Raw genomic sequence first — 18604 nt, forward strand, 5'->3', positions numbered from 1 at the left:
GGCGGGTACTAGAGCGAGACGAGTACTGCATCACCCTGCGTGACTTCGCGTGCCAGAGAGTCCGCCAGCAGCCCCGCGTAGCAGCGCTGCAGCTGCTCGGCGGCGGGGGAGAGCGCATACAGCGCCTTGAGCGGGCGGTGCACCGCGGCGGGCGCATCCGCGGGGAACACCAAGTCAGGCGAAGAAGCTGCAGCGGGCGAAGCCGTGCCGCCAGCAGCGGCTACACCCGCACCCAGGATGAGCTCGCGATTCACCGGCTCATGCGCCGCACGCAGCACCGCCATGACCGCCCCGCGCACCTGACGGTCCGTGCCGTGCCAACTCTGACCCTTGGGGGTGTAGTCCGCCTCCGGCTTGCCCGCCGCAACCCAGGCGCACAGATCCTCCACCGGGCACAGCTCGCAGGTCGGGGACTTTGCCGTGCAGACCAACGCGCCGAGCTCCATGGTCGCCGCATTCCACAGGCAGGAGGTGGGGGTGTCGGCGGGCATGAGCGCCTCCGCCAGGCGAGTCTCAGCCGCCGTCAACGAGCGGGAGGGTAGAGCCTTACCGGACACAGCGCGCGCATGCACGCGGCGGATATTCGTATCAATGACCGTGGCGCGCAGACCAAACGCGAACACGCTAATTGCCGCCGCCGTGTAGGAACCCACGCCCGGCAAAGCCAGCAGTGCCTCGTAGTCGGCGGGCACCTCACCGCCGTGCTGCTCCACAATCGCCACAGCGGCACCGTGCAGACGCTGCGCACGGCGCGGGTAACCCAGGCGGCCCCAGGCACGCACCGCCTCCGAGGCGGGCTCGGCGGCAAGGTCGGCGGGGGTGGGCCAGCGGCGCATCCACTCCTCCCACACGGGTAGAACGCGCTTGACGGGGGTCTGCTGCAGCATGAACTCGCTGACCATCACGCCCCAGGGGGTGCACTCGTCACGACGCCACGGCAAATCGCGTGCCTGGTCGAGGAACCACCGGTTGATTCGGTGGTGGAGCGCCTCGGTATTCGTGCCTTCGGGCAGGGTGGGTTCGGGGCGCGTGCGTGCGGTGCGTTTGGGCTCTGAGGTCATCCGAAAAGCCTACGCCACAGGGCATATATTCCCAAAACTGCATGAACAGAGTTCACTGTGAATCTCAGGGTTAAACCCGGTATCCTTAAAGGTATGTCTGAAAATGGTCCCGTTCTGCCTCCCGAAGTGTACCGCCGCCGTCGTATCGTGGCGGTTATTGCTCTGCTCGCTATTATTTTGCTACTGGTTGCCGGCGTGACCTCCATGGTCGGCATGATTAACGGCAAGAAGGACGCCACTGTAGCCTCCACTGCGACGCCTTCCGGTGCGCCCTTCCAGAGCTTCAGTGCTCGCCCCTCCGAAACTGCTTCGGCTACCCCGTCCGCTAGCGCGACTGCTTCTGCAACCGCGTCGGCTAGTGCTTCGGCAACCCCCTCGGTGACCGCTTCTGCTACTCCCTCTGCAAGCGTGACCACCGCCGCGGCAACTACTCCCGCGGCGACCCCGACTACCCCCGCACAGACTCCGAGCGTGACCACTGCGGCTGCTGTTGCGGCGTGTACCGCGAACGACCTGAAGGTGACCGTCACCCCCGCGAAGCGTGTCTTCGCGGCCGGTGAGCAGGTGTCCTTCCACGTGACCTACACGAACTCCTCGAAGACCCCCTGCGCTGTGGGCGGTGAGGGCGCGAACACCGGCGTTGACCTGAAGATTACCTCCGGTGCGGCTCAGGTGTACACCCGCAGCCTGTGCGCGGCGACCGCCGTTCAGAAGTCTGAGGTGGCCGCAGGTGCTGAGGGCGCAACCGACCTGGCGTGGGATCGTAAGATCAACGTTCTGGGCTGCTCTTCTGCTTCGACCGCTCAGAAGGGTTCCTACTGGGCTGCGGTGACCGTCAATGGTGTGAGCTCGGCTCCGGTGAACTTCATTATTCAGTAGCTCACTAGTTTTCGCCCCCTGAGCGGGCGCGTAAAGCCCCCGTGCTGGATATTCTCCGGCGCGGGGGCATTAGCTTTTGCCTGGTTATTACTTGGAGGCGCGGGGCTTGGCGAAGCGGCGCTCGCCCAGGTACCCGAGCAGACTACCGAAAGCGGTCCACTGCAGTGCCGCCAACAGCAGGGTGGACAGGTCAGTCACCTCAAAAGAGTTGGGGATGACCTTGAACCACAGCAACGGCAGGTAAATCAGAAAGAGAATGGGGGACGCCCACACGAAGAACGGGACCGGGCGCTTAGTTCGTGAGTACGACATTGTGACCTCCTTGGGGTGTCATGATGCTTGAGACATCAGGGAGCGGAGGGAACTCCGCTTTCACTACATCATAATGCAAAAGGTTCTCGTAAGGTCAGAAAAATCCCCCGTGCCGGTTCTTCTTCGGCGCGGGGGCTTTCGTATGGGTCTTTTTAGAGGTACTTCTCCAGGCTGCTCTCCGCCATGCGGGACAGCTGCTCACGCACCGTGCGGGCACGAGCCTCACCCACACCGTCCACGGCACGCAGATCCTCAAGGGACGCCGCCATCAGAGCCTGCAGGCTGCCGAAGCGCTCCACCAGACGCTCAGAAATAGCGTTCGGGATGCTCGGAATACCGGCAAGCAGACGGAAACCGCGAGGCTGCAGAGGAAGCTCCAGGTCGGGGTTCTCACCAAAGCCGACAGTGCGGGCAATCGTGCGCAAATCTACGATGTCCATATCGTCCAGGTTCTGAAGCGCCTCAACGCCAGCGGTAATCAGTTCGTCGTTCACCTCGGGCAGGTAGTCGCGCAGAATCAGGTCGCTAGCGGTCATCTCGGGAGCGCGCAGCTCCTCCAGCTGCAGGGCAATCAGGCGGCCGTGCACGCCCAGCTCCAGCACGTAGTGGCTAACCTCGCGGATAATGCGGTTCACCATCTCCATGCGCTGCAGGGTCATCGCCACATCGCCCAGGGAAACGCTCGATTCAATCTCCAGGGCAGACAGGCTGGAGAGCACCGAACGCAGGCGCTTCTTATAGCTTTCAAGGGTCTGAATCGCCTGGTTTGCGCGGGCCATCAGGTACTGGCTGTCTTCAACCATGTAGCGGGTGCCGTCAACGTACACTGAAATCACGGACATCGACGCGCTCACCGAAATCACCGGGAAACCGGTCTGAATCGCGGTGCGTTCGGCGGTGCGGTGGCGGGTGCCGGACTCGTTCGTGTCAATGGAAGCGTCCGGCATGAGCTGTACGCCGGCGTGCAGCAGGCGGGTGGCGTCGCGGTCGCAGATGATAGCGCCATCCATCTTCGCCAGCTCGCGCAGGCGGGTTGCCGAGAACTCGGTGTCGATGTTGAAACCGCCCGAAGACAGGGAGGATACGGTGCGGTCGGAACCGAGTACGATGAGCGCACCCGTACGGCCACGCATGATGCGTTCCAGGCCCTCGCGGAGCTCGGTGCCGGGGGCGATTCGGGCGATAGTTTTAAGCAATAGGTCACTATAATTCATCTGCACAAAAAACATTGTACCCATAAGGGTGGTTATTGAGCCAGGTCAGGGGCGGAACGGCGGGCTAAAGTGCCTCAAAAGCGAACGGATATTCTCGATATTTATACGGGGTGCATGGGAGTTAACTATCTGCATTTAAGGGTAAAAATGTGTTCTGCGGTACCCCATTTCGCCGTGACCAAACACCGCGCACCATATCGCCCCAGACCCTAAAATAGACCCATGACCGCGCGCACGAAAAACACCAAAACCGCACCCGCCTACCGCTGCACCGAATGCGGCTGGACCACCGCCAAATGGGTAGGCCGCTGCGGCGAATGCCAAACCTGGGGCACCGTCGAAGAAGCCGCCGGGGGCACCCGCGCGCGTACCCGCGCCGCATCCAGCGTGCAGAAACCCGCCCAGCCCATCGCAGAAGTCGACTCGCGCGTAGCCGCCTACATGAGCACCGGAAACCCCGAATTCGATCGCGTGCTCGGCGGCGGACTCGTGCCCGGCGCGGTTATCCTCATGGCGGGCGAACCCGGCGTGGGCAAATCCACCCTGCTGTTGGACGTCGCCGCCACCTTCGCGCGCGGCACCGCCGGGAATGCGGGGCAGAGCCCGGCACAAAATACCCTGGCACACAGTACCCAGCCGCCGCGCCCCGTCCTGTACATCACCGGCGAGGAATCCGCCGCGCAGGTCAAACTCCGCGCCGACCGCATCCGCGCCATCGCGGACACCCTCTACCTGACCAGCGAAACCGACCTCGGTACCGCCCTGGCGCATATTGAACAGGTCAACCCCTCCCTGCTGGTCATTGACTCCGTGCAGACCCTCGCCTCCGCAGAAGTTGAGGGTAGCGCCGGCGGCGTGACCCAGGTGCGTGAGGTTGCCGCCTCCGTGATTGCCGCCGCGAAGGAACGCAATATGTGCACCCTGCTCGTGGGCCACGTGACCAAGGAAGGCACCATCGCCGGCCCGCGCCTGCTCGAACACCTGGTGGACGTGGTCTGCCAGTTTGAAGGCGATAAGCACTCAAATATCCGCATGCTGCGCGCCATTAAGAACCGCTTCGGACCCACCGATGAGGTGGGCTGCTTCGACATGCACGAGGACGGCATCGCACCGGTGCTGGACCCCTCCGGCATGTTCGTTTCGAGTACCCCGCACCCGGTGGCGGGCACCTGCGTGACCGTCACGATGGAGGGGCGCCGCCCCCTGCTCGCGGAGGTGCAGGCTCTGCTGGATCAGGCGGTGGCGCCTGCCCCGCGCCGTACCGTTTCGGGCCTGGATTCGGCGCGTATTCAGATGCTGCTGGCGGTGCTGCAGCGCCGCGCCGGGCTGAATGTGGGCAAGCTCGACTGCTACGTCTCCACGGTGGGTGGCGCAAAGATTGCTGAGCCTGCCGCCGACCTGGCGTGCGTCATGGCGCTTGCCTCGGCGGCACAGAATAAGCCGCTGCCGCGCAAGCTCGCGGTCTTCGGCGAGGTCGGCCTGGCGGGTGAGGTGCGCGCTGTGCCGGGCATCCGCCAGCGTATTGCAGAGGTCGGCCGCCTGGGCTTCACGCACGTGCTGGTACCCGCCTCCCCGACCGGCGTGGGGGATGTGCCCGAGGGCGTGACCGTGCGTGAGGTGACCACCCTGGGCGAGGCGCTCGCGCTGCTCTTCCCGCAGAAGTAGCCGCCCGCGCATCAACAGCATGGAGATAGCAGAGGAGGGGGCTCCCGGCTGGCGTAAATACCACCGGGAGCCCCCTCTGTAGAAACACCGCTAAGAGCGGCTTTCCTCCTCGTTCTCGTGCAACATAATGTTGATCGAACGGGTATTCAATTTATTCGTGCGGTGGGCGTTGACCGCGGTATCGGTCATATCGTCAACCACCATCGAGTCGTCCATGTCAGTATCAACAATCGGAATCGCCGAGGTACGCGGCGCATGCTGCGTAACCGCCTCGCCCAGGGGCACCAGAACCGCCACGGCGTCCTTGTGAGACATGCCGGTTGCCTCCATAAAGTCCACCACGATCAGGCGGAGCATCAGCACCAGCGACTCACCCTCAAAGGTTGCCACACCCATCGTGCGCGGCTCGAGGGTGCCTGCAAGCTTAATCATGCGTTTGCGGGCTTCCATCATGTAGTGTTCGCGTTCACTTTCGGTCGGGGCAGACATGCCCAGGCCGAGGCTCTGCGCCGCCAGCGACAGCTCGGTCAGTGCGTCACTGAGTGAAATCTGCGCGGCAGTGCGTAGCTGCACGTGGTGAATCGTGGACGCCATGCGGCGGTTAAGCACGCGGTCGTTACGAATCGCCAAATCTACCGCGGCAAGAGTCTTCGACATGCGCGCCAGCTCGCCCTTGCTCTTGCGGCTATTCCAGGACAGCTCATTCATACCCTGCGCGGTAATCAGGTCGCCTCGGCAGCTGTCGTAGAGCGGCTGCAGGGCGCGGGCATCGAGCAGGCTCTGGTACGCCTTGTTGTAGTCGTAGTAGCGGATCGCTTCGGAGGACAGCTGGAAAACCTTCGCGAACGCATCCATGAGAGCTTGGGCGCGGGCACGCGGGTTCTTACGCGGGTCACGCGGCATCAGGTACATGGCGAGGAACGCAAAGGCGCCACCGACAATGCCGTCGAAACTGCGGGTGAACGCGTCATCAGGCACGGGCAGTAGCAACGTGAAACAGGCCTGGAAGCTGAGCTGAATCGTAAAAATAATGCCCTTATCAATAAATCGGGCAATAATCACGGTCAAGAAAAGCACCACTGCCGCCTGCCAGGTACCGTGACCGAGCAGAATCAGCAGAAGGTCGCCAATGAGAATGCCGAGGGTCACGCCGAAGGAGACCTCAAGGATTCGGCGGGAATGCTTAGCGCCGCTCACATAGCCCAGGGATACGAGGGCAGCGACCGGCGCGAAAATGGGCTCGTGGTGGCCCAGGACGCGCTCAGCGAAAAGCCAAGCGCCCATAGACGCCGCAACAATCTGCACAGACTGAAAGAAGTCTGCTCGGACTCGGTGAACACCCTCACGGACGAACTGTCGGGTGTTCTGTTCAGTAGTGCGTAGAATGTCTGCGAATCGTGCCATGGGCACCATCATACCGGCGCATATGCGGTGCACAAGGGGGTTAGGGAGTGTTGGGTTGAAGTGTGAGAGACCCCGCGCCCTGTACTTGCCCGTAGCCGCGTTTTTCGAGGAAATCTAATAAAGCCGCTGTTCGAGCCCCCGTTACGCAACCTAGCCGCGGAGGCGGCGCGCTACCCTCGCCAGCAGACCCGGCTGGACAGGTACCTCAGAAGATGACTCAGGCTCAACGGTGACGGGGCGCGTTTCTTCCGCACCGTGCGCGCTGTACCCACCACCGAGTGCGCGGGCGCGTTCGAGCTGCCGGCGGTGCTCGGCGTCCCAGGAGTGCGCCCGGTCAGACATCGCCCATTCGAACCCCGCGGTGAGGGAGGTTTCGGTGAAGAGATTGCGTGCGGCACGGACGGTTGCACCCAACGGCTCGGGGAGCGCCGGGACCTGCTCCACGGCGGGGAAAGGCGCGGGTGCTTCTGCGTTGCCGCGAGCGTCTGCCTCGCCGCGAGTTTCTGCATCAGGCGCAAGAATCTGCGCGAGCAGGTAGGCGCGTTCGGTGCGCAACACCTCCAGCAGCTCGGCGCGGCGTGCATCCGATGCCACCGCAGCATGCCGCAGGGCAGCGGCAACCATCAGCTCAGGAACACCACCGGCGAGCATACCCAACGGCAGGGTGAACTCGCCCAGCCCGTACAGGCTCAGGGCGCCACCCGCACGCATCTGCGTGAAGGCATCCGGCACGAGGGCGAGCACGGGAATACCCGCCGCCGCGGAGAACACCGCCGGGTGGTAGCGGCTGGTCAGCGTGAACGCCGCCCCGCGGTGCACGGTAACGCTCTGGTCTGCGTGCAGGATCGGCAGCAGGGTCGCCGGGGTGGAGGGGCTGAGCCGCTCAGTGATGCGCTGGTGTACCTGAATATCGCCGCTTTCGGGGTTCAGCGGGTCGCCAAAATGGCTCAGGAACACGGGTGCGTAGCCGTGCTCGCGCCACATGCTATCGAGCAGGCGCGCAATCTGCTGCGCCTGCTGTTCGGTGCACTCGTTGACGGTGACGCACACGTAGCGCTCCGGCAGGTCATCTAGTACCTGACATGCGGAAACGCCTTCCGCATAGTGCAGGGTACGCGCCGGGGAAGCCGCCAGGTAGTCGGTGGCATCGTCCACGCTCAGGCGCGCATCGATACCCCGCTCACGACACCACGCGAGGGAAGAACGCTCACGAACCGTCACCGAACGGGCGGTGTGCAGCATGCGCTCCAGAACCTGCGCATCGTGCGGGTTCAGGACCGGGCCCAGGGACTGACCGGTCACGTACACGGGCACGCCCGCATGCTCGGCGGCACGCACCGCGGCGGCGCGTTCGTAGAGCAGCCAGCCGTAGCGGGAGTTGAGGTTGCCGCCGCCGGAGACCACGACCGCGTCCATGGCGGCGATAGAATCCGCAAAATCCACCATGCGCTCAACGGTCTGCTCGAGCGGATGCAGCACCTGCGGCAGTGCCTGCACCTGCGGCAGGGTTGTCAGCTCAGCGGTGGATGGGCGTTCCCGGTCAGCGTGCAGCTGTGCCAGGATGCACTCGAGCGCCGCGAGGGTCAGCTCGCGTTCAGCCGGTGCCCAGGGGAAGAGGAAAAACGGCAGGTACTCGTAGGGTGCGCCCGCCTCATGATTTGCCACCTCACGATTTACCGCGCCGATATAGCGCGCCGAATGCCCCACATCGCGGGTCATGAGGGTGACCGCCGCGCCGCCTTCGGAAAGCGCCTGAGCGCTCGCAATGGTCATGGCTTCGTCACCCACGTGGTAGGTGTGCTGGCCGATATCGCCAATGACGAGCACGCGCGGTGTTGCAGAAGGCAGCGCTGTAGAAGAATGATTGTTCTCTGTCATGGCTACGCGCCCTTCTGCTCTGCCGACTCAGCCTCAGTACCGCGACGAACCAGGGACCGCTGATTGAGGGAACGCTTCGCCAAGGAACGCAGCGCGCGGCCCGGGGTGCGCAGGTGCTTGAGAACCCGCAGGCGCTCCTCAATGCTCTGCTGGCGGCTCTCAATAGCCTGCTGACGAGCCTCGATACGCTCCAGGCGGCTCTCGATAGAGCGCAGAATGTCCAGGGATTCGCGGGTCAGATCGTGCCCGTCAATCACGCGGCGCTCCAGGTCAGCCGCCAAATGCGCCTGGTACAGGTACGCACCCGGTCGGGCACCCGCCTGCAGATCCTCGCGGATAGCGCGGGCACGCACCATCGAATCGAAGCGGGCATGCTCAGCCTGACGCTTCACGCTATTCGCCTCGGCGCCCTCCGCATCGGGGCGCAGTGACCAGTACGCCAGCGGCTCATCCACCAGCAGAATATCCGCAACGGAGGCGGCACGCATGTTGAACTCCCAGTCGCCGACCACCGGCAGGGACTCATCAAAGAAACCGACCAGCTCGTGCAGGCTGCGGCGGTAGAGAATGCCAATCGGCACGGCACGGTTCGTGCGGAACAGGAACTGCAAACCGACGCTGGGCAGCCCGTCGTGGAAAATACGTTCCTCGTACACCTCGAACTCGCCCTCGGCGTTCTTGCGTTCGTATCGCTCCACAACGCGGGTGGTGCACATGAGCGCGCCGCTTTCTTCGAGCGCCGCGACGGTGCGTTCCAGGAACTCGGGTGCCCACAGGTCGTCGTCATCGTGAATCGCCACGTACTCGGAGGTGGTCGCCGCCAAACCGGCGTTGGACGCCGCCTCCATGTTGTCGCCAGCGGTGGTCAGCAGCTGCACGCGGCCGGGGCCCAGCGGGGAAGCCTCAATGACGGCGCGGGTTGCCTGCTCGTCGCCTCCGTCGTTGACCACGCAGACCGTGTAGTCGGTGAAGGTCTGCTGCGCAATGTTCTCCAGCGCGCGGCTCAAGAAGCGGGTGCGGTCCTTCGTGCGGACCAGAATAGCTACGGTAGGGGAAGACATAACCACAATCAGTCGAGGGTGAGCGGGCCCGTGCCAGCCCAAGAACTCAACCCATTATGAAGGTGTGCACTGTTCAGACTCAACCTGCCGCCCGTGCATGCCGCAGCAGCAGGCACACAGAGGCATACACCGTCCCTAAAAACTAGCTGATGGACTGTAGCGCCACCATCGCCAGCACACCGAGCACAAAGCACGCCGGAATGGTTACCAGCCACACCAGAAGAATCTGCAGAACAATCCTGGATTTCAGCGCGTTAAAGCGCTGGTTCACGCCCGCGCCGAGCGCCGATGCCGTCGCCAGATGCGAGGAGGAGAACGGCACCTGCAGCAGGAAGTAGCCGAGCACCTGCACCACCGCGGTCGTACCCTGAGCGACCGCGCCACGGAACGGGTCCAGGCGCACCATCTTGTAGGCGAAGGTGTAGCCGATGCGGCGGCCACCGGTCAGCGTACCTGCACCCAGGCTGAGGGCAATAATGAAGGTGCCCAGCAGCATCCCGCCCCAGGTAAGGGATTGAATCAGCGCCGGATCCATGATGCGTTCACTCAGCAGCGCCCACAGCAGCAGGTACAGGTAGCCGGTCTGCAGGCCGTGGAGCAGTGAAATTGCGGAGGCAGACACCGCCAGCACCTCGCGGGCATGCTGATTCACCAGGCGCGGGTTATGGCCGACCACCAGCCGGTAGAACGGCACCACCATCAGCCAGGACAGCAGAAAAATGAGCGGCGGCAGGTAGAAGAGCGGCAACAGAGTCGCCCCAAAAATATGCGGCAGGAATGCGAGCGAACCGAACCCCTCAGCGGCGCTGTCAATCCTCGTTTGGGTCCACCAGCTCACACCGGCGAGGGCACCCACCAGCGCGTGGGTCGAGGAGGACGGCAGCCTCAGGAACCAGGTGAGCACACCCCAAATAGCGCAGACCAGCAGCGACGCAACGATACCGTTCAGGCCGGTGATGCCCTCCGGGGCGCTCACCCACGAGGCGGAATACTCACCGAGCAGCAGGAACGCACCGACCACGCCGAGCACGTTGAAGAGCGCGGCAAGGTACAGGGCGGAGCGCTCGCCGAGGGCGCGGGTACGCACCGGAACAGCGACGGAGTTGGAGGCGTCGTGCACACCGGTAACGTAGACCGCGGCAATGAAGGCGCAGCAGGCTAGAAGACCCAGGAACATTAGGATTCCTGAACGATAATGCGGCCGATCTCGGCAGACACATCACGCATAGCGTTGGAGGCGGCGGTCAGCTGCGCCAGGAAGGTGGCGTAGCGGCGGTACCGTTCGGGGGTGTAGCGTTCGGCAATGTACGCGTCGTATTCTTCGGCGGTGCGTAGCGCCTGGCGGGAGATGCGCAGCATGTCCATCCAGTAGTTGTCGAGGCCGCGAATATCGGCAAGTTTGGGGATGACGGCGGCGGTCAGCACCGCCTGACGCTGAATAATGTCCAGGATTGAGGTGATGTGCGTGGCGAAGCCGTCAATGCTGTGCAGGGACAGCACGTGCGCGGCGCTGGTGAGCTTCTCGACGGCGTTGGTGAGCTTGCGCGCCAGCGTGTACAGGTCTTCACGCGGGATGGGCGGGGAGAAGGAGCTGCGCACCTCGGTGAGGGTACGGAACAGCAGGTTCGTGGAGTCCGCCTCGTGGGTGAGCATGCGTTCGAAGAGTTCGGGGTACTCCGCGACGGGGGAGCCGACCATTTCAGAGAGCAATGCCGCCGCCTCACCGACCTGCGCTGAAATTTCAGCGAGGGAGGCGAGGGATTCGTTAGCGTGGGGGAAAAGTCGGTGTAGCATAGTTCCCAGTCTAACCAGTATTGGGGGCTACGGGTGCGCATAGCCCGCGCGTATCTCACGAGTGCCCGACCCGGAAACGTTATAGTACCGACCCGCAAATGTTATTGTGCCGGCCCGCAAATGTTGCTGCGCCGACCTGTTTGCGGTTCCGTATGACGGTTTTAAACAAAAACGGTGGGGGTCGATTTCTCGACCCCCACCGGAACGTTTAGGGATGTCGGGTTGGGAGCGCCTCTCGGCGGAAGGCCGCTCGAAGCGGCTAAAGATTTGGAGCCCGGGGCTACCTATTAGCAACCCGACATCTTGTAATTATTATCCACCTGCACCCGGCACAGAGTCAATTAGAAACAGGCTTTTCACGCCTCTGCGACTCAATGTGGAACCTGTGCCAATTCGCGGCACGAACCCGCATTTTTAGGCGCCTAAACGTTGCAGAAGACTAGAATGCTTCGAGGTTGGTCTGTGTTTTTTCCTGTGCAGATTTTTCCTGCGCAGAATCAGCCGCCGAAGCCCCGTTAGCCTGCTGACCAGCCTCAACGGCACGCAACTGGGCGGCGACCACCTCCAAATCGTGCGCGATCTGCTCCATCTGCTGAGCTTGACGAGGCAGACGAGCACGACGCTCCACCGCCTCACGCTTCACCTCGTGGCTACCCGGAACCGAACTATCCTGCCCGGCAGAGCGCGCATAATCGGTGCGAATACCCAATGCCACCACGTGCGCAAACGCCGCGCAACGTTCCATCGCAATATCCATATCGCCGGTGTACAGGCCCGCCAGAATCTCATCAATCGTGCGGACCACCTCATCGGCACTCGGCGGGTCGGGAACACCCGCCACCACGTGCGAACGGTAATCCTCCGCCATGCCCAGCTCAAAAGCGCGGCTCACCCCGCGCGGCGAACGATGCACCACATCCCGTAGCCAGTACATACGCCACAGCGCACCCGGCAGGGAGTGGGCGCTCGCGTGCGACCAGAGTTCGGCGAGCATCTCAATACCGTAGTCGTCGGTGAAGCTGACGAGCCGTTCGGTCATCTGCTCGTCGGTGCCGCGTCCGCGCATCAGCAGGATGCGTGCGGAGGCGTGCGCCGCCTCTTCGCGTGCGGCGGGGTCCATGCCGCCTTCGTGGCGTTCAAATTTCTCGGCGGAGTAGAGGACGGGTCGGTGGTGGGTGCGGTGACGTGAGCGCCCGGAGGCGCCGGTTGATATTGCGGGTGTAGACATAGGATTTTCCAGTGTACCGTTCATTGGCTGGGAGCCGGTAGTGTATAGTATTTCTATCTGCACACTTTCAGTTTTGTGTGGATAGGAGCGCCTTTAGCTCAGTCGGTAGAGCTACGGACTTTTAATCCGCAGGTCGTGGGTTCGAGCCCCACAGGGCGCACTAGCCGACCCGTCGCCTCCCGCTTTGCGGGGGTCGGCGGGTTTTTGCGTCTTCACCCTTATGCGCGGGGTTTACCCCGTGCCTATCCCGTGTGGTGGGGCGTGTCCTGCCGGGTTTGCCTGGCAGTTTTTGATTCGTGTACGTTGACCCGAAAAGATGAGGAAACCCCGTGAGCGTCACCATTAAGAACCCCGAAGAAATCACGATTCTTGCCACCGGCGGCACGATCGATAAGTTCTATTCGGTGGCGGGCACCATGGATATTGGTGAGCCTGCCGCTAAGGACCTGCTAGACCGCGTGATTACCGATATCCGTTTTGATATTCACCCGCTGATTGGCAAGGACAGCCTGGACATGACCGATGAGGATCGTGCCGAGCTGACCGAGGCGCTGAATGCTGTCACTAACGACCAGGTGCTCATCACCCACGGCACCGACACCATGCCGGAGACTGCCCGCTACCTGGTCGAGCACGCTGACCTGGGCGATAAGGTTGTGGTGCTGACAGGTGCGATGCAGCCCGCCGTGATGGCTCGTTCGGATGCCGGCTTCAACCTGGGTGCCGCTATTGCCGCCCTGAACCTGCTGGAGCCGGGCGTGTACATCAGCATGAGCGGTCGTATTTTCCCTGCTGAGAGCGTGCGTAAGGACCGCTCTCGCGGTATTTTTGAGGGCTAAGATGGCTGATTCCGCTCATATGCGGCGGGGTGAACCGGTTTCTGCTGCTGAGCTTGCGCAGGTGGAGGGGTCCTCGGATCTTGTGCCGCAGGAGCGTATGTCCCAGGAGAGTATGTCGCAGGCGCAGCTTATGCAGCTGCAAGCTATTGAGGAGCTACAGCAGCAGGCTGACGAGTTCTGGAATGTCACCAGTGATTACCCGCTGCCGGCTAAGAACCTGTACCTGGTGCGTGTGCTACTGCTGGTCGTGCCCTCGCTGCTCATTGTCTATTACTTCATCCGCGTCACGCTTTTCCCGATTGGTGCGGTGCCGCTGGTCTACCTGGTGATGCATATGTGGCTTGCCATGATTTACCGGGCGAACCGTTCGGTGAAGCTGGTGTGGCTGGCGAATGTGGCATCCGGGGTTGCGGCTACCATCATGACGGCGTTCTTCACCTATGTACTCGTGACCCTGCACGGCCCGCAGACGCTGCTAGACCGTGTGGGCGTGTTCTATACGGTGAGCCTGCTGACGGTCATGGCGTCGTTTGCGTTGGAGGTTCTGTTCTCGCTGTTCTATAGTTTGGCGGTTCGTAGGAGCCTGCGCCGTAGCAAGCGGAAGAAGGCGGAGGAAGAGCACCAGAATGCAGAAGAGCAGAAGGTAGCAGAGCCGAATGCGGAGGCTTCGCGTGTAGCGGAGCAGAGCTAACGCACACCGACGGGCGGGCGAATCCCCGCGCATCCGCGCCTCTGCCGGGTGATGCCTGAGGGGTGTTGATGGGGTGATAAGTGGCGGTGTGACACGCTCTCAACGATGCCCAGCCACTGCTCAGATTCCCTTAAAGTACGCGTGATACGGTAGAGACAGAAACACGACCCGCACCTGCCAGGAGGCCACTCATGGGCGCTACACACCTGAACACAGATGCCGCTTCATCCGCAGAACACCCGGATGAAGATATCAGTATGCAGACCCGCTTTCAGGCGCCTATCCGTCACGTGACTCCTGCCACGCCGGAGGTGTCCGTTCCGCTGAACGCGCCGCCTGTGGTGACGGGCTCGCATCCGGTTATTTCGGCGACTTCTACCGTCATCATTCAGGATGGTACGAACCCGCCGATTGTGGTGCGTACGCATCCGACGGGTCCTCTACCGCCGTTCCCGGGGCAGGGGCAGCTGCCCGCTTTTCTGCGCACCTACACCGCTGATGAGGTGAAGGAACGCAAACAGAAGCTCAAGAAGAACCTGCTGGTCCGCGCCGTTATTCTGTGCATTTTGAGCATCGTTGAAGGCCTCATTATCTCCCAGTACACGCAGCCGTTGGCGATTTGCTTTGGTTTTGTGGCGGCGCTTTACCTGGTGGTTCAGATGTGGCCGCTGATGCGCCCTCCGCGTGATTCGGCGGACGCCTCCGTGTATAGCGTTTGGGCTATCTGCTCCCTGATTGGGTTTGTTGCGGTGGGGCTGGTGCTTTCACCGATTACGTTCCTGCTGCTGATGCTCGACTGGGCTGGGGTTTCGATGGGGCTTGACCCCCTGCTGATACTTGTTGTCTTGGGCTTGGTCTGGTTGAGCGAGGTCGGTTTATCGTTGCTGACCATTTACCGCTTCAACAACTTGCGAATTGCGATGGCGAACCGGGCAGATTCTCCGTTGCTACCTGAAAGTATTTCTGCGACGGTTGACCCGTCCACTTCTGCCTAAAGTTTTTTGAGGCGGCGCGGTAGATGAACGCCGCGCCGCCACCCACACACCACACACTCGCTCATACATCTTCCACACACACTATCAGCCGACATTCGAAAGATTCAGCTATGTCCGCCGTCGAGTCCTCTCCGCCATCCGCTCCGAACACCACGCATCCTACGAAGCCTGCCACCCCCACTCTCGTGTCTGTGGCGGGTTGGGTTCTGCTCGCTATTGCCGTGGGTTGGCTGGTGCTGATTGGGTACACGGGTGTCACGTATGCGACGACGCAGCTGTCGCATTTTTCGACTTGGCGTGCCCAGTCGCTGGTGGAGGCGCAGGCGTACTATCCGGTGATGTTTTTGCTGGTCAGCGCCTTCGGTAACGTGACCCTGCACGGTTTCTGCACTGTGGCGTACCTGCGTGGTTACCGTTGGGCGGCGCTGGTGCTGTCGGTGGCGTTGGCGCTGGGTGTGTTGGCATCCCTGCTGATTATGCTGGCAGTCGCGGCTCTTCTGGGTACGTTGAATGGTGCGCCGAGCCAGGATGTTGAGCTGCTGCTCAGTAGCGCCTCCCCGCTGTACACGCCGGTATATATTGCTGCACCGTACATGCTGGTGTGTGTGGTCGCGTTGGCGTTGGTGTGGTCGCGTCAGTCGCGTTCGTACATGGAAGCGCGCCGTGATTGGCGCCTGCGCCGCAGCGAGGACTACCTGATTTAGCCTTGCAGATTCTGGCTGCGGGTCCCGGACCTGCGGCTCACCGATAACTTTATTCACCCAACCACAGTTAGGATGACTCGTGCACCCTACTTCCGAACCTGCGCACGAATCCACATCGCAGACTACCCCCGGCGCTGCTAAGCGCACATATGATGAGCGGGCGGCGTTTGAAGAGGCGAAAAGAAACCTCGGCATAGTCGGCGATAAGGAGCAGCAATTCGACCGGGGAATGGCGATTCTCGGTAAAGCGTATTCCATCGCGATGATGCTCATTCTGGTGTATTTCCTCCTGGATGCGTACCAGATTATCGTTACCGCGGGCCGGAGTGTGAACATCGGCTCGTTCCTTAGCTATGCCCTGCCGAAGGTTCTGTCTGACGCTGTCTTGGTGGTGCCGTTCCTCTGGTTCGTTCTGGACTATACCAAGTCAGGGTACGTTAATCCGCGCCGCTTGATAATGCTGTACCTTCTGCTGTGTTCCTTGAGTGGTGTTCTTGCCTTTGCCGGTGTTTTTGGTCTGGCGCAGGTGCTTTTCCCTGCATTCACTGCTTTGGATCCGGTGTCGCATCCTGCCGCTGCTTCGTCTATGGTGTCGCAGGCTCTGGTCGGGGTGATTACGGCGGGTAGCGCCGTCCTCATGTTCCTGCTGACTCGCCCTGCCGTGGGCGTGGTCCCGAGCCCCGCGGCGATTCGGAAGCAGATGCAGATCATCAAGGACAGCATGGCGGATGATGAGGAAGAGCCGACCCGTGAGGATGTTCTTCGCCAGCTCGAGGAAGACGAGGGCCCGGTCAAAGACTCTACCGAGCAGCTGCTGCGTGAGCTCTCTGCCGATTATGCGTTGTCGAAGGACCCGGCGGAGAAGAACCGCCTGCTGGCTGAGATACAGCAGGTTCAGCGCGCCCAGAAGACGGGTGTAAAGCCTAACTTCGGAGGCGCGTCTGGCGGGTCGGATAAGCCCCAACAGGAAGCGCACGAGGGTGCGGAGGCGACCGCCGCCTCCACCGCGCCTGCCGCGCCTCAGGTGGTGCTTCCGCCCCGCCCGAAGGCGCTGCGTATCGTCATGCGATGCTTTGTCGCCATTATGGCGGTGGAAGCAACCCATAAAATCTTCCTACATATGATTGACGAGCGTTCAGCCGGTGGCGTCGAATTATGGGTGGGTTTCATTATCCCCGGTGCAGTGCTCCTCCTCGTTGAGCACGCCATACCGATGTTTGTCCTTTGGCGACTGTGGAGGGGCCGATTCTGGGCGTATGTCGTCATCTTTATTAGCTTCGCTTATATAGCAATCAGGGGCTTGATAGATTTTGTGAACACCTTCCTGACGACTGGTTATCTTTCCCGGTTGCTGAATGGTACGCAGACGTGGAGTTCTCAGTACTACGCGGCGGCTGTGCTGTCTGAGAATGTTGCTGACACCTTGATTACGCTCCTCTCCATCCTGATAGTTGTGCTGCTCATTAGCCGTTCCACCAGGTTGTTTATGGCTACCGCGAGGTTGGCACGGATGGAAGCACGCGAACAGGTGAACGCCGGTGGCGGTCATGTCATTGGTCATCAGAGTGCAGACGCAGAAACGCGTGCTCGCCTGGAAGAGGAGCAGACACGTCGGGAAGAAAAGGAAGCTAACCGACGCGCTGAAGAAGCGGTCGCTCAGCAGTACAAGACGACCCGCCGCACGGATGCGCGGAAGAACTCCCGTAACGAACAGCGCGGCTACAAAGATACTTCCGTGTACACCGAGGAAGGCTACCGCCTCAACTAGGGCGGATGCCCCTCCCCATGGGGAGACTCTTTGCCACCCGCCCCGTGCTACAGCGCGCGAGGCAGGTGCGAAGAGAAGAAAGGAACAATGATGTCAGAACGTACCCCGAAGCAGCCGTTGAACGATCCGGAGTACACGGTTCCCGAGTACAGCGTGCTGTTGCCCTCCAGCGAACCTGAAAACAGCGCGGCAGAGGGCGATGCCGTCTCCAGCAACGTAGCTTCCGGTAGCGCCGCAGACACTAGCGCGGCAGAGGACAACGCACCCGGCGGCAGCGTCTCCGAACACGCCAGCACCCCCGAGCAAACCACTACTGGCTACCGGAAGGCGACCACCGGCTACACTGCCGCCTCCGAGCAGGTAATTCCGGAGCGCCCGAAGGCTATGCGCAGCGTCATGTGGTGCGCTGCCGCCATTATCGTGCTGGGGCCCCTGAGTAATTTTCTGCCGATTCTAAGCCGGTCGTATATCGATTTTGAGATGGTGGTGAGTGTTCTCTTCTCTGCACTGGTGGTTACCCTCATCATCTCCGCCATCCCGATTTTTGTTCTCTGGAAGATCTGGGATGGCCGCGAGTGGGCGCGCATTCTTGCCATCATCTACTGCGCTCTCGCGGCTGCTAGCGGTGTGCTTATTCTTGCGGATAATTTCTCGGAGTTAAGCTCTAGAGCGGCTGCGGCGTCCAGCCTGGTGCGTATCGTGAGCGGCGTTTTTACTCTCATTCTTTACCTCCTGATGATTGTGCTGCTGACTCGTGCTCCTATTAGGACGTACACCCAAATCGTTAGCGGAGCACGTGCACTAGAACACCAGCAGATGATGTCTGAGACGAGACAGGCTGCCGGTCAGGTCCCGGCAGAACTTCGAGAACTTTTCGCTGATGACAAGGACGGCGAACGCATCTCATCAGAGAGAAACAACCCTCGCCCGCCACACCGTAGCGCTGGATGGGGCACGTAGAAAGGCGCAACAACGTCAGGAGTTCCGAGGCTAGCTCTCGGAATGGCGCACGTGATGACTCGGGTACCTCTGAATACGCTGAGAAAGGGTACCGCCTTCCTGGGGTGTGGCGCGCCTCCTTATATCCTTGGGGTAAGACTCTTTAACGCCC

The 18604-nt window shown here is 61.8% G+C and carries 17 protein-coding genes and 1 tRNA gene; 9 read left to right on the top strand and 9 right to left on the bottom strand.

From position 1 onward, the window contains the following. Window positions 1-8 precede the first annotated feature (8 nt). A complete protein-coding gene (locus tag RM6536_RS04575) occupies window positions 9-1061 on the bottom strand; it encodes an A/G-specific adenine glycosylase (protein ID WP_060824232.1) in 1053 nt (350 codons plus the stop codon). Window positions 1062-1154: 93 nt separating this feature from the next. Between RM6536_RS04575 and RM6536_RS04580 the strand changes: the two genes are divergently transcribed. Next, entirely contained in the window at window positions 1155-1940 is a 786-nt protein-coding gene (locus tag RM6536_RS04580; RefSeq protein WP_060824233.1) for a hypothetical protein, read from the top strand. Between the two features lie 87 nt (window positions 1941-2027). Here the strand turns inward: RM6536_RS04580 and RM6536_RS04585 are convergent, their stop codons facing one another. Both RM6536_RS04585 and disA read right to left on the bottom strand, forming a co-directional pair. Continuing rightward, window positions 2028-2252 carry a hypothetical protein gene (locus tag RM6536_RS04585; RefSeq protein WP_060824234.1) on the bottom strand — a complete coding sequence of 75 codons (225 nt, stop codon included), beginning with the start codon at window positions 2250-2252 and terminating at the stop codon, window positions 2028-2030. A 152-nt stretch (window positions 2253-2404) separates the two neighbouring features. Next, the gene (gene disA / locus RM6536_RS04590) at window positions 2405-3481 is read right to left on the bottom strand and encodes a DNA integrity scanning diadenylate cyclase DisA (protein WP_060824235.1); all 1077 of its coding nucleotides are present in this window, start codon (window positions 3479-3481) and stop codon (window positions 2405-2407) included. Between the two features lie 207 nt (window positions 3482-3688). On the opposite strand from disA, the gene radA reads away from it, so the two are divergent. Then, a complete protein-coding gene (gene radA, locus RM6536_RS04595; RefSeq protein WP_060824236.1) occupies window positions 3689-5131 on the top strand; it encodes a DNA repair protein RadA in 1443 nt (480 codons plus the stop codon). A 90-nt stretch (window positions 5132-5221) separates the two neighbouring features. On the opposite strand, the gene RM6536_RS04600 is transcribed toward radA, so the two are convergent. The 6 genes from RM6536_RS04600 to RM6536_RS04625 form a co-directional block, all read right to left on the bottom strand. After that, the gene (locus RM6536_RS04600) at window positions 5222-6547 is read right to left on the bottom strand and encodes an FUSC family protein (protein WP_060824237.1); all 1326 of its coding nucleotides are present in this window, start codon (window positions 6545-6547) and stop codon (window positions 5222-5224) included. Window positions 6548-6685: 138 nt separating this feature from the next. Further along, window positions 6686-8413: a polysaccharide pyruvyl transferase family protein gene (locus tag RM6536_RS04605; protein ID WP_060824238.1), complete on the bottom strand. Its 1728-nt coding sequence runs from the start codon at window positions 8411-8413 to the stop codon at window positions 6686-6688. Window positions 8414-8415: 2 nt separating this feature from the next. Beyond that, window positions 8416-9474 carry a glycosyltransferase family 2 protein gene (locus RM6536_RS04610; protein ID WP_060824239.1) on the bottom strand — a complete coding sequence of 353 codons (1059 nt, stop codon included), beginning with the start codon at window positions 9472-9474 and terminating at the stop codon, window positions 8416-8418. A 142-nt stretch (window positions 9475-9616) separates the two neighbouring features. Continuing rightward, window positions 9617-10651: an inorganic phosphate transporter gene (locus tag RM6536_RS04615; RefSeq protein ID WP_060824240.1), complete on the bottom strand. Its 1035-nt coding sequence runs from the start codon at window positions 10649-10651 to the stop codon at window positions 9617-9619. Continuing rightward, window positions 10651-11268: a hypothetical protein gene (locus RM6536_RS04620; protein ID WP_005504391.1), complete on the bottom strand. Its 618-nt coding sequence runs from the start codon at window positions 11266-11268 to the stop codon at window positions 10651-10653. Before RM6536_RS04620 ends, RM6536_RS04615 begins: the two co-directional genes overlap by 1 nt. Before the next feature lie 439 nt (window positions 11269-11707). Continuing rightward, window positions 11708-12496 (bottom strand): hypothetical protein, encoded by a 789-nt coding sequence (locus RM6536_RS04625; protein WP_060824241.1) that lies wholly within the window; start codon window positions 12494-12496, stop codon window positions 11708-11710. Window positions 12497-12583: 87 nt separating this feature from the next. Here RM6536_RS04625 and RM6536_RS04630 point away from each other — a divergent pair. The 7 genes from RM6536_RS04630 (at window position 12584) to RM6536_RS04660 (ending at window position 18453) form a co-directional block, all read left to right on the top strand. After that, a tRNA-Lys gene (locus RM6536_RS04630) sits at window positions 12584-12656 on the top strand. A 169-nt stretch (window positions 12657-12825) separates the two neighbouring features. After that, window positions 12826-13335 carry an asparaginase domain-containing protein gene (locus RM6536_RS04635; RefSeq protein WP_060824242.1) on the top strand — a complete coding sequence of 170 codons (510 nt, stop codon included), beginning with the start codon at window positions 12826-12828 and terminating at the stop codon, window positions 13333-13335. Between the two features lies 1 nt (window position 13336). Next, on the top strand, window positions 13337-14026 hold the full coding sequence (locus RM6536_RS04640) for an amino acid transporter (RefSeq protein ID WP_060824243.1): 690 nt from the start codon (window positions 13337-13339) through the stop codon (window positions 14024-14026). A gap of 257 nt (window positions 14027-14283) precedes the next feature. Then, window positions 14284-15021 (top strand): organic solvent tolerance protein OstA, encoded by a 738-nt coding sequence (locus RM6536_RS04645; protein ID WP_231917927.1) that lies wholly within the window; start codon window positions 14284-14286, stop codon window positions 15019-15021. A gap of 110 nt (window positions 15022-15131) precedes the next feature. Beyond that, window positions 15132-15725, top strand: a complete 594-nt coding sequence (locus RM6536_RS04650; RefSeq protein ID WP_049349909.1) for a multidrug DMT transporter permease — start codon at window positions 15132-15134, stop codon at window positions 15723-15725. Window positions 15726-15804: 79 nt separating this feature from the next. Beyond that, the gene (locus tag RM6536_RS04655; protein WP_060824244.1) at window positions 15805-17493 is read left to right on the top strand and encodes a hypothetical protein; all 1689 of its coding nucleotides are present in this window, start codon (window positions 15805-15807) and stop codon (window positions 17491-17493) included. Window positions 17494-17580: 87 nt separating this feature from the next. After that, entirely contained in the window at window positions 17581-18453 is an 873-nt protein-coding gene (locus tag RM6536_RS04660; protein ID WP_231917928.1) for a multidrug ABC transporter permease, read from the top strand. The last annotated feature ends 151 nt before the right edge of the window (window positions 18454-18604 follow it).

It is taken from the genome of Rothia mucilaginosa (assembly GCF_001548235.1).
Lineage (GTDB): Bacteria > Actinomycetota > Actinomycetes > Actinomycetales > Micrococcaceae > Rothia > Rothia mucilaginosa_B.